Genomic DNA, 15,556 nt, shown 5'->3' on the forward strand with positions numbered 1-15,556 from the left:
TCCAGAAGCCTGCTACTCAACCCATGCGATCCGGTGGCATTCCGTTCATCCGGCGCGCAAGACACGACCGAGGGATTCAAGTGACGCAAACCATTCGTTCGGCCGGCGCCGCCTTTCGCGAGGCCGTCAAGACCGAGCAACCGTTGCAGGTTGTCGGTGCCATCAATGCCAACCACGCCTTGCTTGCCAAGGCGGCCGGGTTCAAGGCGATCTATCTTTCAGGCGGCGGTGTCGCTGCCGGTTCGCTCGGGTTGCCCGATCTGGGCATCTCGACGCTCGACGACGTGCTCACCGACGTGCGCCGTATCACCGACGTGTGCGACCTGCCGCTGCTGGTGGACGTCGACACGGGCTTCGGTCCGTCGGCCTTCAACATCGCGCGCACCGTGCAGTCGCTGATCAAATTCGGCGCGGGTGCGATGCATATCGAAGATCAGGTGGGTGCGAAGCGCTGTGGTCATCGTCCCGGCAAGGCCATCGTGACGCAGCAGGAGATGGTCGACCGCATCAAGGCGGCCGTCGACGCGCGCACCGACGAGAATTTCGTCATCATGGCGCGCACCGATGCGCTGGCCGTCGAAGGCCTCCAGGCGGCCATCGACCGCGCGTGCGCGTGCGTTGAAGCGGGTGCCGACATGATCTTCCCCGAAGCGATGACGGAACTGCCGATGTACCGCCAGTTCTCGGACGCCGTGAAGGTGCCCGTGCTCGCGAACATCACCGAGTTCGGCTCGACGCCGCTGTTCACCGTGGAAGAACTCAAGAGCGCGCAGGTCGGCCTGGTGCTGTATCCGCTCTCGGCGTTCCGCGCGATGAACAAGGCGGCGGAAAACGTCTATCACACGATTCGTCGCGACGGCACGCAAAAGGCCGTGCTCGACACGATGCAAACGCGTGCCGAGCTCTATGAGAGCATCGGCTACCACGCATACGAACAGAAGCTCGACGCCCTGTTCGCCCAACAGAAATAACGAACCCCTGATCCTGGAGGAAAGAGCATGAGCGAGACGACTGCCACTGGCTTCAAGCCGAAGAAATCCGTCGCCCTGTCGGGTGTGACCGCAGGCAACACGGCACTGTGTACCGTGGGGCGTTCGGGCAACGATCTGCACTATCGCGGCTACGACATTCTGGATCTGGCCCAGACCTCGGAATTCGAAGAAATTGCGTATCTGCTGGTCTACGGCAAGCTGCCGAACGTGGCAGAGCTGCGCGGCTACAAGGCCAAGCTCAAGGCGCTGCGCGGCCTGCCCGCCGCCGTGAAGGACGCTCTCGAAGCCGTGCCCGCCGCGGCTCACCCGATGGACGTGATGCGCACCGGCGTGTCGGTGCTCGGTACCGTGCTGCCGGAGAAGGACGATCACAACATTCCGGGCGCACGCGACATCGCCGACCGTCTCATGGCCAGCCTCGGCTCGATGCTGCTGTACTGGTATCACTACAGCCAGAATGGCGTGCGTATCGACGTGGAAACGGACGACGACAGCATCGGCGGTCACTTCCTGCATCTGCTGCACGGCGAGAAGCCGTCGGACCAGTGGGTGCGCGCGATGCATACGTCGCTGATCCTGTACGCGGAGCACGAGTTCAACGCCTCGACGTTCACCGCGCGCGTGATTGCGGGCACGGGATCGGACATGCACTCGGCGATTACCGGCGCAATCGGTGCGCTGCGTGGTCCGAAGCACGGTGGCGCGAACGAAGTCGCGTTCGAGGTGCAGAAGCGCTACAACTCGCCGGACGAAGCTGAAGCCGACATCCGTCAGCGTGTCGAGAACAAGGAAGTGATCATCGGCTTCGGCCACCCGGTCTACACCGTGAGCGATCCGCGCAACAAGGTCATCAAGGAAGTCGCGCACGAGTTGTCGAAAGAACAGCAAAACACGGCGATGTACGACATCGCCGAGCGTCTGGAATCGGTGATGTGGGACGTCAAGAAGATGTTCCCGAACCTCGACTGGTTCAGCGCCGTGAGCTATCACATGATGGGTGTGCCGACCGCGATGTTCACGCCGTTGTTCGTGATCGCACGTACGTCGGGCTGGAGTGCGCACATCATCGAGCAGCGCATCGACAACAAGATCATTCGCCCGAGCGCTAATTACACCGGTCCGGAAGATCAGCAGTTCGTGCCGATCGACAAGCGTTAAGTCTGTCTAACGCCTCGGCGACGGCGGGGGGCGGCAGCGGCGGGATTCCTGCTGCCGTGCCGTGTCCATGCCGGGGCGTCGTTGTTCCGTCATTCGCATCGCGCATCGCACACACCGTGCGCTAACTAGTCACCGGCCGGGCCGACACCTTCCTCACATGATGAACACCGAATACCGTAAATCCCTGCCCGGGACGTCGCTCGATTACTTCGACGCCCGTGCTGCCGTCGAGGCCATTGCCCCGGGCGCGTACGACACGCTGCCGTACACCTCGCGCGTGCTGGCCGAGAACCTCGTGCGCCGCTGCGATCCGGGCGCGCTGACCGACTCGCTCAAGCAACTGATCGAGCGACGCCGCGACCTCGATTTCCCGTGGTTCCCCGCACGCGTGGTGTGCCACGACATCCTCGGTCAGACGGCGCTCGTCGACCTCGCCGGTCTGCGCGATGCAATTGCGGCGCAAGGCGGCGACCCGGCGCTGGTCAACCCGGTAGTGCCGACCCAACTAGTGGTCGATCACTCGCTGGCCGTCGAATGCGGCGGCTTCGATCCCGATGCGTTCGCGAAGAACCGCGCGATCGAAGATCGTCGTAACGAAGACCGCTTCGACTTCATCAACTGGACGAAGAAGGCGTTTCGCAACGTCGACGTGATTCCGCCGGGCAACGGCATCCTTCACCAGATCAATCTGGAACGCATGAGCCCGGTGATTCAGGTGGCGGACGGTGTGGCCTATCCCGATACGCTCGTGGGGACCGATTCGCATACGCCGATGGTCGATGCGCTGGGCGTGATCGCCATTGGCGTGGGCGGGCTGGAAGCGGAAAGCGTGATGCTCGGGCGCGCGTCGTGGATGCGGTTGCCGGACATCGTCGGTGTGGAACTGACGGGCAAGCCGCAACCGGGCATTACCGCGACCGACATCGTGCTCGCGCTGACCGAATTCCTGCGTAAGGAAAAGGTGGTGTCCGCTTATCTGGAGTTTTACGGAGAAGGTGCGGCGAACCTTACGCTGGGCGACCGCGCGACCATCTCGAACATGGCACCGGAGTTCGGTGCAACGGCGGCGATGTTCTACATCGACGCGCAAACCATCAAGTACCTGAAGCTCACCGGCCGCGACGACGCGCTCGTCGCGCTGGTCGAGACCTATGCAAAGCACACCGGTCTGTGGGCCGACACGTTGACCGGGGCGGAGTACGAGCGCGTGCTGACGTTCGATCTGTCGAGCGTGGTGCGCAACATCGCCGGTCCGTCCAACCCGCACAAGCGTGTGCCGACGAGCGAGCTGGCCGCACGCGGGATCAGCGGCACGGTGGAGAACGCGCCGGGGCTGATGCCCGACGGCGCGGTCATCATCGCGGCCATCACGAGTTGCACGAACACCAACAACCCGCGCAACATGATCGCGGCGGGTCTGTTCGCGCGAAACGCCAACCGTGCGGGTCTCGTGCGCAAACCGTGGGTCAAGAGTTCGCTTGCGCCTGGCTCGAAGGCCGTCACGCTGTATCTGGAGGCGGCCGGTCTGCTGCCGGAATTGGAGGCGCTCGGCTTCGGTGTGGTCGCTTACGCGTGCACCTCGTGCAACGGCATGTCGGGTGCGCTCGATCCGGTGATCCAGAAGGAAGTCGTCGAGCGTGACCTGTACGCGACGGCTGTTCTCTCGGGCAACCGCAACTTCGATGGCCGCATCCACCCGTATGCGAAGCAGGCGTTTCTCGCCTCGCCTCCGTTGGTGGTGGCATATGCCATTGCGGGGACCATCCGCTTCGATATCGAGAAGGATGTGCTCGGTGTCGACGCCGATGGCAAGCCCATCAGACTCGCCGACCTGTGGCCGAGCGACGAAGAGATCGACGCTATCATCGCGAGCAGCGTCAAGCCGGAACAGTTCCGTCGTGTGTACGAGCCGATGTTTGCCGCTTCGGTGGACCACGGCGAGCGGGCCGAGCCGCTGTATGACTGGCGCGAGATGAGCACGTACATCCGACGTCCTCCTTACTGGGAGGGCGCGCTCGCCGGTGAGCGTACGCTGCGCGGCATGCGTGCGCTGGCCGTGCTGGGCGACAACATCACGACGGATCACCTCTCGCCGTCGAACGCCATCATGGCCGACAGCGCAGCGGGTGAATACCTCGCGAAGATGGGCCTGCCGGAAGAGGACTTCAACTCCTACGCCACGCACCGCGGCGATCACCTCACGGCGCAGCGTGCCACGTTCGCCAACCCGACGCTCAAGAACGAGATGGTCGTGGTCGACGGACAGGTCAAGGCGGGCTCGCTCGCGCGCATCGAGCCGGAAGGCAAGGTCACGCGCATGTGGGAGGCCATCGAGACGTACATGGCGCGCAAGCAGCCGCTCATCGTGATCGCCGGGGCCGACTACGGTCAGGGGTCGTCGCGCGACTGGGCGGCGAAGGGCGTGCGTCTGGCGGGCACCGAAGCCATCGTCGCCGAGGGCTTCGAGCGCATTCACCGCACCAATCTCGTCGGTATGGGCGTGTTGCCGCTGGAGTTCAAGCCGGGCACGAACCGCAAGACGCTGGGCATTGACGGCAGCGAGACGTTTGACGTGATCGGCGAGCGCACGCCGCGCGCCGACCTGACGCTGGTCATCCACCGCAAGAACGGTGAGCGCATCGACGTGCCGGTGACGTGCCGTCTCGACACCGCCGAAGAAGTCTCGATCTACGAGGCGGGCGGGGTGCTCCAGCGCTTCGCACAGGACTTTCTGGAATCGTCGCAGGCAGCCGCCTGAGGAGAGATGTGATGGCGCATCAGCCACAAATTCGCATTCCGGCCACGTACATGCGTGGCGGCACGAGCAAGGGCGTGTTCTTCCGCTTGCAGGACCTGCCTGGCGCCGCGCAGACACCCGGTGCGGCCCGCGACGCGTTGCTCATGCGCGTGATCGGCAGCCCGGACCCGTACGGCAAGCAGATCGACGGCATGGGCGGCGCGACGTCGAGCACCAGCAAGACGGTCATCATCGCAAAGAGCGAGCGGCCGGGGCACGATGTGGATTACCTGTTCGGGCAAGTCTCCATCGACCAGAAGTTCGTCGACTGGAGCGGCAACTGCGGCAATCTGTCGGCGGCCGTCGGCCCGTTCGCGATCAGCGGCGGACTGGTGGACCCGGCGCGCGTGCCGCGCGATGGCGTGGCCATCGTTCGCATCTGGCAGGCCAACATCGGCAAGACAATCGTCGCCCATGTGCCGATGACGGACGGTGCGGTGCAGGAGACGGGCGACTTCGAACTCGACGGCGTGACCTTCCCGGCCGCCGAAGTGCAGCTCGAATTTCTCGATCCGGCCGCCGAAGAAGAGGGTGATGGGGGCGGCGGCGCCATGTTCCCGACCGGCAATCTCGTCGACGATCTCGAAGTGCCCGGCGTGGGCACGTTCAAGGCGACGATGATCAATGCGGGCATCCCGACCATCTTCCTCAACGCCGAGGAGATCGGTTACAAGGGCACCGAGTTGCAGGACGCCATCAACAGCGATCCGAAGGCGCTCGCCATGTTCGAGACGATTCGCGCACACGGCGCGATTCGCATGGGACTGATCAAGGACGTGTCGGAAGCGGCGACGCGTCAGCACACACCGAAGGTCGCGTTCGTGGCGAAACCGGCGGGCTACACGGCGTCGAGCGGCAAGGCCGTGAATGCCGGAGATGTCGATCTGCTCGTGCGCGCGATGTCGATGGGCAAGCTGCATCACGCGATGATGGGTACGGCGGCCGTGTGTATCGGTGCGGCGGCCTCGATTCCGGGCACGCTCGTGAATCTGGCGGCGGGCGGTGGAGAACGCAATGCGGTACGCTTCGGTCATCCGTCCGGCACATTGCGCGTCGGAGCAGAAGCCAATCAGGAAGGCGGCGAATGGACGGTCACGAAGGCCATCATGAGCCGCAGCGCGCGCGTGCTGATGGAAGGCTGGGTGCGCATTCCGGGAGATGCCTTCTGACCGGACGCGGGTCCGGTACCGAATCGTCTCACCTCACAGGAGGTCGTCAATGTCCGCAAGTGCTTCGAACGCTGCGAATGTGCGTCCCTCGCCCGACAAAGTCCTGACGGACATTGCCGACTACGTCCTGACCTACGAGATCCGCAGCGATCTCGCCTTCGACACCGCACGCAACTGTCTGCTCGACACGCTTGGGTGCGGGCTCGAAGCGCTCTCCTATCCCGCGTGCACCAAACTGCTCGGTCCCATCGTGCCGGGCACGGTCGTGCCCAACGGCGCGAAGGTGCCCGGCACGCCATATCAACTCGATCCGGTACAGGCCGCCTTCAGTTTGGGGGCCATGATTCGCTGGCTCGACTTCAATGACACGTGGCTGGCGGCCGAGTGGGGACATCCGTCGGATAACCTCGGCGGCATTCTGATGACGGCCGACTGGCTCTCGCGCACGGCGCTCGCGCAGGGGCAGCCGCCGCTGACGATGCGTCACGTGCTCGCGGCGATGATCAAGGCGCACGAAATTCAGGGATGTCTCGCGCTGGAGAATTCGTTCAATCAGGTCGGGCTCGATCACGTGGTGCTGGTCAAGGTGGCGTCGACGGCAGTCGTCGGCGAAATGCTGGGCCTGTCGCGCGACGAGCTGATCGATGCGCTCTCGCTGGCGTTCGTCGACGGGCAGAGCCTGCGCACGTATCGTCATGCGCCGAACACCGGCAGCCGCAAGTCGTGGGCGGCCGGCGATGCGACGAGCCGTGCGGTGCGCCTCGCGCTCATGGCGCGCACCGGCGAGATGGGCTATCCGTCGGTGCTCACGGCAAAGACGTGGGGCTTTTACGATGTGCTGTTCAGGGGCAAGCCGTTCGCGTTCCAGCGGCCTTACGGGTCGTATGTGATGGAGAACGTACTGTTCAAGATTTCGTTTCCGGCCGAGTTTCACGCGCAGACGGCTGCCGAGGCGGCGATGACGTTGCATCGACAGTTGCTGGCGATGGGACGTAGCGCGCAGGACATCAGGTCGGTGAAGATTCGCACGCACGCGGCAGCGATTCGCATCATCGACAAGCAGGGGCCGCTCGCCAATCCGGCGGACCGCGATCACTGCATCCAGTACATGGTGGCCGTGCCGTTGCTGTTTGGACGGCTGACGGCGGCCGACTACGAAGACGATGTGGCGGCCGACCCGCACATCGATGCATTGCGCGCGACCATCGTGTGCGAGGAAGATCCGCAATTCACGCACGACTATCACGATCCCGACAAGCGCTCGATTGCCAACGGCCTCACGGTCACTCTGAACGACGGCACGGTGCTCGACGAAGTGCTTGTGGAGTACCCGATCGGGCATCGACGACGCCGTGACGAAGGCATCCCGTTGCTGGTGGAGAAGTTCAAAACGAATCTGGCGCGTCGCTTCGCCGCACGGTCGCAGGCGCGTATTCTCGACGTGGCGCTGGATCAGCAACGGCTCGAAACCATGCCCGTCCATCAGTTTGTTGATTTGATGGTGTGAAGGGAGCGGGGCAAGGGCATGACGTACGTCCACACAATAGGAACGGCGCTGGTCGTCGGGGCGACGGGCGCGACGGGCCGACTTCTGGTACAGCAGTTGCTGGCGCGTGGCTGGCATGTGCGGGCGATTGTGCGCTCTGGCAAGCCACTTGAAGGGTTAGCCGCTCACGCTCAACTGTCGCTCGTGCAGGCCAGTGTGCTCGATTTGAGCGACGACGCGTTGGCCGACCATGTCGCCGGTTGCGACGCGGTGGCGTCCTGTCTCGGGCACAACCTCACACTCAGGGGTATCTACGGCGAACCGCGTCGACTCGTCACCGAAGCGACGCGTCGTTTGTGCCGTGCCATCAAGGTCAGCGGGCGGGCATCCGCGGTTCGCTTCGTGTTGATGAACACCTCCGGCAATCGCAATCGCGATCTGTTCGAACCGGTATCGTTCGCGCAGCGGTGCGTCATCGGCGCGGTTCGCCTGCTGCTGCCGCCACACGCCGACAACGAAGCGGCGTCGGACGTGCTGCGCGTCGAAGTCGGTCGCGACGATCCTGCCATTGAATGGGCGGTGGTGCGTCCGGACAGTCTTGTCGATCATGTCGACGTCACGGGATACGAAGCACACCCGTCACCCATCCGAAGCGCGCTGTTCGACGCAGGCAAGACGAGTCGCGTGAACGTCGCCCACTTCATGGCTGACCTGATGACGCAAGACGATGTCTGGTGCCGATGGCGACACCAGATGCCGGTGCTCTACAACGTCGACACCCCTTCGTCTGAGGCGCGTGACTTACCGCGCAGTCCACCCACCCAGTGAAGCGCGAGGGCCAGCACGCCGAGCGCAACACCCAGACTCACGACGCCCGTCCATCCGAAGCGTGCCATCAGCCATCCGCTCACCGTCGCGCCCACCGCGCCGCCAAAGAACGTCGCCGTCATATAGAGGCTATTGATTCGCCCCTGCGCTTTCGGGTCGACGGCGAAAGCGCGCGTCTGGTTGGACACGAGACCCGCCTGCACGCCGATGTCGAGCACGATCACCCCGATCACGAGCCACGCGAGCGAGAGGTTTGCCCCGCCGAGCAGCGCGTAACTGAGCGTGACGATGCCGATGCTCACGCCGACCACGCCGCGCGGTCCCAGCTTGTCGGTGGCGCGTCCGCCGAACGACGCGGCGAACGCACCGGCCGCGCCGATGATGCCGAATGCGCCCGCCCACGCACTGCCGAGATGCCACGGGCCGTCGGCGAGTAGTGCCGCCAGATTGACCCAGAACGCGTTGAAGCAGGCCCACAGCAGCGCCTGAATCGTCATCGACTCGCGCAGGGGACGATGGTCCCGAGCCAACGGCCACAACGATGCCAACAGACGACCATACGAAAGATCGGTGCTGGGACGCCCCTTTGGCAACAACATTGCGGCGGCGATCCACACCGGGATCATGAAGGCCGCTTCCACCCCGTAGACGGCGCGCCATCCGAACCCGTCACCGACGATGCCCGCAATCGTTCGCCCGAGCAGGATCCCGATCATGATGCCGCTCACGACGGTGCCCACCGCCCGGCCGCGCTGACTCGGCGCCGACATCACGGCGGCGAACGGCACTAGTTGCTGCGGCACGCAGCACACGATCCCCAGTCCGAACGATGCGCCGATCAACGCCCAGATGCCCGGTGCAAATGTCGCGGCGAGTGCGAAGCAGAAGGCCAGCGCAATTTGGACGAGCACGAGTTTGCGGCGGTCGTACCGGTCGCCCAGCGGCAGCAACAACGCGAGTCCGGCTGCGAAGCCAAGCAACGCGGCGGCCGCGACGAGATCCACCGTCCCGAGATCGACGCGCATGTCCGCAGCGATCAACGGCAGGATCGGCTGCGTGCAGTAAATATTGGTGACGACCGCACCGGCAATCGCGCCCATCATGACGATCTTGCTGCGCGAGGCGATCTCCTGTGCAGGTTGATGCGGGACGGTAGTGGCGGAAGGGACGGCGGGGGAGGCGGGGGAGGCGGGAGAGGCGGGAGAATTGGGGGAATTGGGCGGACGCACGATGCTCTCCTGATATGACGATCACGGGGACGGGAAGGGGCGGTGTCTCGCGACGACCGTGACCCACCCCGCTCAGGTCTCGACATTACGTGGTTGCATCCAGGTAGAGAATCCATCAAGATCGGGAATCATCTTTCCAAAATTTGGTAGGGTCCATGAATCGGCTCGAATCCATGTCGATCCTGATCGCGGTGGTCGATGCGGGCAGTTTGTCGGCCGCAGCCCGCGGGCTCGGCATGCCGCTGGCGACCGTCAGCCGCAAAGTCGGGGAACTGGAGGCGCATCTGAAAACGCGGCTGCTGCATCGCACGACGCGTCAGTTGTCGCTCACGGAAGCAGGCAGTGCGTATGTGGCCGCGTGTCGCAGAATTCTCGAAGAGATCGGCGAAGCGGAGCGCACGGCGACGGGCGAATATGCCACGCCGAAAGGCGAACTGGTGCTGACTGCGCCCGTCGTCTTCGGCCGTCTGCACGTGCTGCCGGTCGTGGCGGAATTTCTCGCGCAGTACCCGGAGATCGACGTCAGTCTCCTGCTGACCGACCGCGTCGTGCATCTGATGGACGAGCAGGCGGATGTGGCACTGCGCATCGGTCACTTGCCGGATAGCTCGATGGTGGCGTCGCGCATCGGCACTGTGCGACGCGTTGTCTGCGCCAGTCCGAACTTTCTGGCGACGCATGGTGAGCCGAAGAAGCCGCAAGACCTCGCCGGTCAGGCGTGTATTACGTTCGAGGTGCTGGCGTCGCGCCGTGCGTGGGAATTTGGCGAGGGGCGAACCGGGCAGTCGGTGCCGATTCACTCTCGACTCGCGGTGAATACCGCCGAAGCGGCGATCTCGGCCGCGGTGCTCGGTGTGGGTTTCGTGCGGGTGTTGTCGTATCAGGTGGCGCAAGCCGTGCGTGACGATGCGCTGCGCGTGGTGCTGGACGACTATGAGGCCGCCCCGCTCCCCGTCAATCTGGTGCACAAAGGGCAAACGCCGTTGCCCCTGAAGCTGCGCGCATTTCTCGACTTTGCCGCGCCACGTCTACGGGCGCGGATTGCCTGATTCTTGCGCTCAGCCCTTGTGCGTATAACGCAGCCGCGCCATCTGTTCGGCGCTATCGGTCAGCAGACCGGCGGCGTCGGCAATGGCTTTCTCCAGCGTGGTCGGACCAAACGTCAGCGAGAAGCAGCCCGAAAAGACGCGCGACAAACTCTCCAGTGCCGTGCGGTCGATAGCCCCTGAGAGGAGCGACGCCGTCGCGCCTGCCTTGATGGCGACCTGTGCGGCGATCATCGGCGTCTTGCCCGAGAGCGTCTGACCGTCGCTGCGACCTTCGCCGGTGATCAGCCAGTCGGCGCCTTGCACCGCTTGCGGCAGCCCCACGCGCTCGGCCACCACTTCGGCACCCGAGCGGAACTGCGCGCCCAGCAGATGCAGTGCGAAGCCAAGACCGCCCGCCGCCCCGGCGCCCGCACGGCTGGCGGCTTCGCTGGCGTTGAACGCGCGGTGTGCGTGCCCCGCAAAGTGGCCGATGGCACGATCGAGCGGTTCGACCTGCGCTTCGCTCACGCCTTTCTGCGGGCCGAAAATGGCCGTCGCACCTTGCTGGCCGTTCAGCGGATTGTTGACGTCCGACATGGCCACCAGTTCGCAATCCTTCAGACGTGCATCGAGCCCGTTCAGGTCGATCGACGCCACGCGATGCAGCGCTGCCGGGACCGGTTGCACTTCTTCACCGGCTTCGTCGAGCAAACGCGCGCCGAGGCCGACGAGCAGACCCGCGCCGCCATCGTTCGTACTGCTGCCGCCCAGACCGATCAGGACGCGGCGCGCGCCGGTGTCGAGCAGGGCACGCAGCAGTTCCCCCAATCCGACCGTCGAGCGCTCGGCCACCGGCGTTTGCATGCCGACCGGGTCGGTAATGCTGACGACGTTAGCGCTTTCGAGCACGCCCGTCCCGTCGGGCATGACGCCGTACTCGGCCGTCACCGACGCCTTGCCCGCGCCACGCACGGACAGCGGCACGCGTCGCCCGCCCGCCGAGAGCAGGGCGTCGAGCGTACCCTCGCCACCGTCGGCCATCGGGCGCAAGCGTAGATCGGCCTGCGGCAACACGCGGGCGATGCCTGCGGCGATGGCTTGCGCCACTTCAGGCGCGCTCAGCGAACCTTTGAAAGAATCGGGGGCGATGACGATGATCGGGGCTTGCGCATTGCTGGACATGGAAATCGGGACAGTCGCAAAAAGTGAAACGGGTTGGCTGGCGTCACGCGTGCTCGCTGTCCGCTTGTTGTTATCGCTTATGGCGTTCCGGCGAGGCGGTGAGATATCCGCAGACCGGTGGCAGAGCACACGCTGTCTCGCTGCCGGATGGGGCGCGAGGCGGTGCGGCGAGTGTGACAGAAACCAGCAATATACGCGATTCGGGCCTGCGCGCATTGCGCGAATTGCCATGCTATGAATAACGCGAGTAAGATGAGCGCCAACCAGCGGTACGTCGCCCGATAGGCTACAAGGCCCGTGCAATCGATGTGCGGGACGTGTGCGGGTGGGTGCCGGCCTGTCGTCTTGCAGATCGCGATTTGGCGGTAATCGGGACGACGTGGCGACCAACAAGACCAAGACGGCGCGCGCGAGGGCTTCGCACGGATGCATCAAGACATCCTCTGGCCACCGCACCATCGCGCGCCGGGATCAGATACCAGCATGTGTGGAGCGGGGCAATGGACCGGGGCATCAACACGAATTCCGACACGGCGCGCGGGGCTAAGCGTTGTGTGGCAAGCGCGCTCGCCGCGGCGAGCCTGACGTTCGCGGGGCTGCTCGCCGGGTGCGCGCAGACTGCTCCCGTCGCCGCGCATGACGATCCGCCTGTGGGCAGCGTTGCCGATGTGGCCCCGGAGAATGTCAAAGTCGAGACCTTGCCCGCGTACCGCGACACCATCGACGACGCGCGGGGTAACGGCGCCGTCTGGCAGGGATCGTCCAAGAAGGCTTTCGCGCGCGTGAGCGCCTGCACCGCCCGACTGTGGAAGAAGCAACTGCCTTACGCGCGACTGCAACGCGTGAAGGCGGGCACGGGCCAGACCCTCGAACTTTCCTCGAACGACGACGGCATTCTCGCCATCCTCGACCTCGCGCCGCGCAAGCCGGGCAGCGAAGGCTCGCTTTATCTCGGCTCGACCGGCCCGCAATCGCTCGCCGACGCCGTACGCCAGTGCCTTTGAGCGCATGACCGGACACACGCCGGTCACGGTGATGTCATACAACGACGGGGTATCATGACGGCGAATGCGCAGCCAGCCGGGCTGTGCGATGCTTTTTCTCTGCGTGTGTGCCGATGTCTCATACCGAATCCGCCGAATCCGTCGACGTCTCCGAAGGTCCGATCGCGGCTGGCGATGCTGGCCAGGCGTCGCTGAACCCGCGTCAGCAGGCGCTTTTCGACGCGGTGCGCCGCGACGGCTTTCTCACGGTCGACGAACTCGCTGCCCGCTTCGACGTCACCCCGCAAACCATCCGGCGCGACATCAACTTCCTCGCCGAGCGCAAATGGGTGCGCCGCTATCACGGGGGTGTCGGCTTGCCCGGCGGTGCCGAGAATGACGCTTACGACGCCCGCCAGACGCAACTGGCCGACGAAAAGCGCCGCATCGCGGTGCGCCTCGCCGAGCAAATCCCCGATCACGCCTCCCTCTTCATCAATCTGGGCACCACAACGGAAGCCGTGGCGCGGGCGTTGTCGCGTCACCGCGGGTTGCGCGTCATTACGAACAACCTGCACGTAGCCGCCATGATGAGCGGCTATGCCGACGCAGAAGTCATCGTCACAGGCGGCGTGGTGCGCGCCCGGGATCAGGGGGTGACGGGCGAGGCCACGCTCGATTTCATCCGTCAGTTCAAGGTCGACTTCGGCATCGTCGGTATCTCGGCCATCGATGCCGACGGAACGCTGCGCGACTTCGATTACCGCGAAGTGCGTGTGGCCGAGGCCATCATCGCGCAGTCGCGCACCGTGTTTCTTGCGGCCGATCACAGCAAGTTCGGACGCCCGGCGCTGGTGCGGCTGGGGCATCTCTCTCAGGTCGACGCGCTGTTCACCGATCGCCCGGTGCCCGCGAACATGAACGCCGTGATTGCCGAGGCCGGCACGCTGGTTCACGTCGCGGATTGATCGCCGACGCGAATTCGCACATCGATCTAATGAAATGTGCGAATTCGAAACTCATGGCGCGTGATCTGTTAGAATTCGAGTGCAGATGTTCGTAAACGAACATTGCGACGCATCAAAGCGAACATTTTCGAACTTTCCCTGATTTGACCCCCATCGCTGGGAGTGAAGACGTGCAGACACCCGCTCAAACGCCATTGGACAATGGCCCGGCCCCTTTTGCGTCGGCCCCAACTTCCGCCCCTTACGATTTGCTGGTCGTGGGCGGCGGCATCAACGGCACCGGTATCGCGCGTGATGCCGCCGGTCGCGGTCTGCGCGTATTGCTTGTCGAGCAGGACGATCTGGCGTCGCACACGTCGTCGGCCAGTACCAAGCTGATCCACGGCGGTCTGCGCTATCTCGAGTACTACGAATTCGGACTGGTGCGCAAAGCGCTGCAGGAGCGCGAAGTGTTGCTGCGTGCGGCCCCTCACATCATGTGGCCGCTGCGCTTTGTCATGCCGCACATGCCGAACCTGCGTCCCGCCTGGATGATCCGCGCGGGGCTGTTTCTTTACGATCATCTGGCGCGTCGTGAAATCCTGCCCGGCTCGCGCGGCATCGACCTGCGCCAGCATCCGGCGGGCGCGCCGTTGCGTGACGATCTGACGCGCGGTTTCGTCTACTCGGACGGCTGGGTGCAAGACGCGCGACTGGTCGTGCTCAACGCGCAGGACGCCGCCGAGCGAGGCGCGACCATTCTTACGCGCACGCGTCTGGTGGGCGCGGAGCGTGGCGAGCACTCATGGACAGCGCAAGTGGAGTCGACCACCGGCGAACGCCAGACCGTGCGTGCGCGAGCGATCGTCAATGCAGCGGGGCCGTGGGTCGGTCATCTGCTGGGCGACGTGCTGCGTCAACCGGCAACGCATCGCATCCGCAACGTCAAGGGCAGTCACATCGTGACGCGCAAACTGTTCGATCACGACCACGCCTACATCTTCCAGAACCCCGACAAGCGCATCATCTTCGCCATTCCGTACGAGCGCGATTTCACGCTGATCGGCACGACCGATCTGGAGTACCTCGGCGATCCGGCGAAGGTCGAGATCAATGACGACGAGATTGCTTACCTCTGCAAGTCCGCCAGCGAGTACTTCACCAAGCCGATCGTGCCCGCCGACGTTGTGTGGACGTATGCGGGCGTGCGTCCGCTGATGGAAGAGGATGTGTCGAATCCGTCGGCCGTCACGCGCGATTACAAGCTCGAACTCGACGCCCCCGGCACGCGCGCGCCGCTGCTTTCCGTGTTTGGCGGCAAGATCACCACATACCGGCGTCTTGCGGAAGAGGCGATGTCGCATCTGCATGGCGCGCTGGGCTTCACGCATGGCGACTGGACGGCAGGCGCACCGCTGCCGGGCGGCGATATGGCCGAGCCCGACGCAGGCGTTTTCGAGACCTCGCTGCGCGCGCAGATGCCCTGGCTCCCGTCGTCGCTGGCTCAGCGCTACGCGCATACGTACGGCACGCGCACGCATGTGCTGGTGGGCGACGCGAACTCGCTCGACGGTCTCGGCGCCCGCATCTGCGGCGATCTCTATGAAGCCGAATTGCGCTATCTGGTGCAATACGAGTGGGCGCGCACCGCGCAGGACGTCCTGTGGCGTCGCACGAAACTCGGTCTGCACGTCGGCAAGGAAGGTGCGGCCAGCGTCGAGCAATGGTTTGCCCGGCATCTGGAAATGGCTGCCTGA

The 15,556-nt window shown here is 64.6% G+C and carries 12 protein-coding genes; 10 read left to right on the forward strand and 2 right to left on the reverse strand.

From position 1 onward, the window contains the following. Positions 1-80: 80 nt before the first annotated feature. The 6 genes from prpB to NA29_RS08185 all read left to right on the forward strand — a co-directional run bounded on the left by prpB (position 81) and on the right by NA29_RS08185 (position 8,430). Positions 81-971: a methylisocitrate lyase gene (gene prpB / locus NA29_RS08160; RefSeq protein WP_039397405.1), complete on the forward strand. Its 891-nt coding sequence runs from the start codon at positions 81-83 to the stop codon at positions 969-971. Positions 972-998: 27 nt separating this feature from the next. Then, positions 999-2,150: a bifunctional 2-methylcitrate synthase/citrate synthase gene (gene prpC / locus NA29_RS08165; protein WP_039397407.1), complete on the forward strand. Its 1,152-nt coding sequence runs from the start codon at positions 999-1,001 to the stop codon at positions 2,148-2,150. 157 nt (positions 2,151-2,307) lie between these two features. Continuing rightward, positions 2,308-4,908 carry a Fe/S-dependent 2-methylisocitrate dehydratase AcnD gene (gene acnD, locus NA29_RS08170; protein ID WP_039397409.1) on the forward strand — a complete coding sequence of 867 codons (2,601 nt, stop codon included), beginning with the start codon at positions 2,308-2,310 and terminating at the stop codon, positions 4,906-4,908. An 11-nt stretch (positions 4,909-4,919) separates the two neighbouring features. Then, positions 4,920-6,116 (forward strand): 2-methylaconitate cis-trans isomerase PrpF, encoded by a 1,197-nt coding sequence (gene prpF, locus NA29_RS08175; protein ID WP_039397411.1) that lies wholly within the window; start codon positions 4,920-4,922, stop codon positions 6,114-6,116. Between the two features lie 49 nt (positions 6,117-6,165). Continuing rightward, complete coding sequence (locus tag NA29_RS08180; protein ID WP_039397413.1) at positions 6,166-7,623, forward strand: bifunctional 2-methylcitrate dehydratase/aconitate hydratase; 1,458 nt, start codon at positions 6,166-6,168, stop codon at positions 7,621-7,623. Positions 7,624-7,641: 18 nt separating this feature from the next. Beyond that, positions 7,642-8,430 carry an NAD(P)-dependent oxidoreductase gene (locus tag NA29_RS08185; protein WP_052252625.1) on the forward strand — a complete coding sequence of 263 codons (789 nt, stop codon included), beginning with the start codon at positions 7,642-7,644 and terminating at the stop codon, positions 8,428-8,430. Here the strand turns inward: NA29_RS08185 and NA29_RS08190 are convergent. Next, positions 8,367-9,557, reverse strand: a complete 1,191-nt coding sequence (locus tag NA29_RS08190; protein WP_039402756.1) for an MFS transporter — start codon at positions 9,555-9,557, stop codon at positions 8,367-8,369. The two genes, NA29_RS08185 and NA29_RS08190, sit on opposite strands and share 64 nt — an antisense overlap. A gap of 257 nt (positions 9,558-9,814) precedes the next feature. Here NA29_RS08190 and NA29_RS08195 point away from each other — a divergent pair, with 257 nt between their 5' ends. After that, positions 9,815-10,708, forward strand: a complete 894-nt coding sequence (locus NA29_RS08195; protein WP_039397415.1) for a LysR family transcriptional regulator — start codon at positions 9,815-9,817, stop codon at positions 10,706-10,708. A gap of 9 nt (positions 10,709-10,717) precedes the next feature. Here NA29_RS08195 and NA29_RS08200 read toward each other — a convergent pair whose 3' ends face one another. Next, positions 10,718-11,869, reverse strand: coding sequence for a glycerate kinase (locus NA29_RS08200; protein WP_039397417.1), 1,152 nt, complete (start codon positions 11,867-11,869; stop codon positions 10,718-10,720). Positions 11,870-12,369: 500 nt separating this feature from the next. Here NA29_RS08200 and NA29_RS08205 point away from each other — a divergent pair, with 500 nt between their 5' ends. The 3 genes from NA29_RS08205 to glpD all read left to right on the forward strand — a co-directional run bounded on the left by NA29_RS08205 (position 12,370) and on the right by glpD (position 15,556). Continuing rightward, positions 12,370-12,873, forward strand: coding sequence for a hypothetical protein (locus NA29_RS08205; protein WP_039397419.1), 504 nt, complete (start codon positions 12,370-12,372; stop codon positions 12,871-12,873). A gap of 113 nt (positions 12,874-12,986) precedes the next feature. After that, the gene (locus NA29_RS08210; RefSeq protein WP_224786820.1) at positions 12,987-13,820 is read left to right on the forward strand and encodes a DeoR/GlpR family DNA-binding transcription regulator; all 834 of its coding nucleotides are present in this window, start codon (positions 12,987-12,989) and stop codon (positions 13,818-13,820) included. A gap of 194 nt (positions 13,821-14,014) precedes the next feature. After that, a complete protein-coding gene (gene glpD, locus NA29_RS08215) occupies positions 14,015-15,556 on the forward strand; it encodes a glycerol-3-phosphate dehydrogenase (protein WP_052252628.1) in 1,542 nt (513 codons plus the stop codon).

It is taken from the genome of Pandoraea sputorum, from assembly GCF_000814845.2.
Lineage (GTDB): Bacteria > Pseudomonadota > Gammaproteobacteria > Burkholderiales > Burkholderiaceae > Pandoraea > Pandoraea sputorum.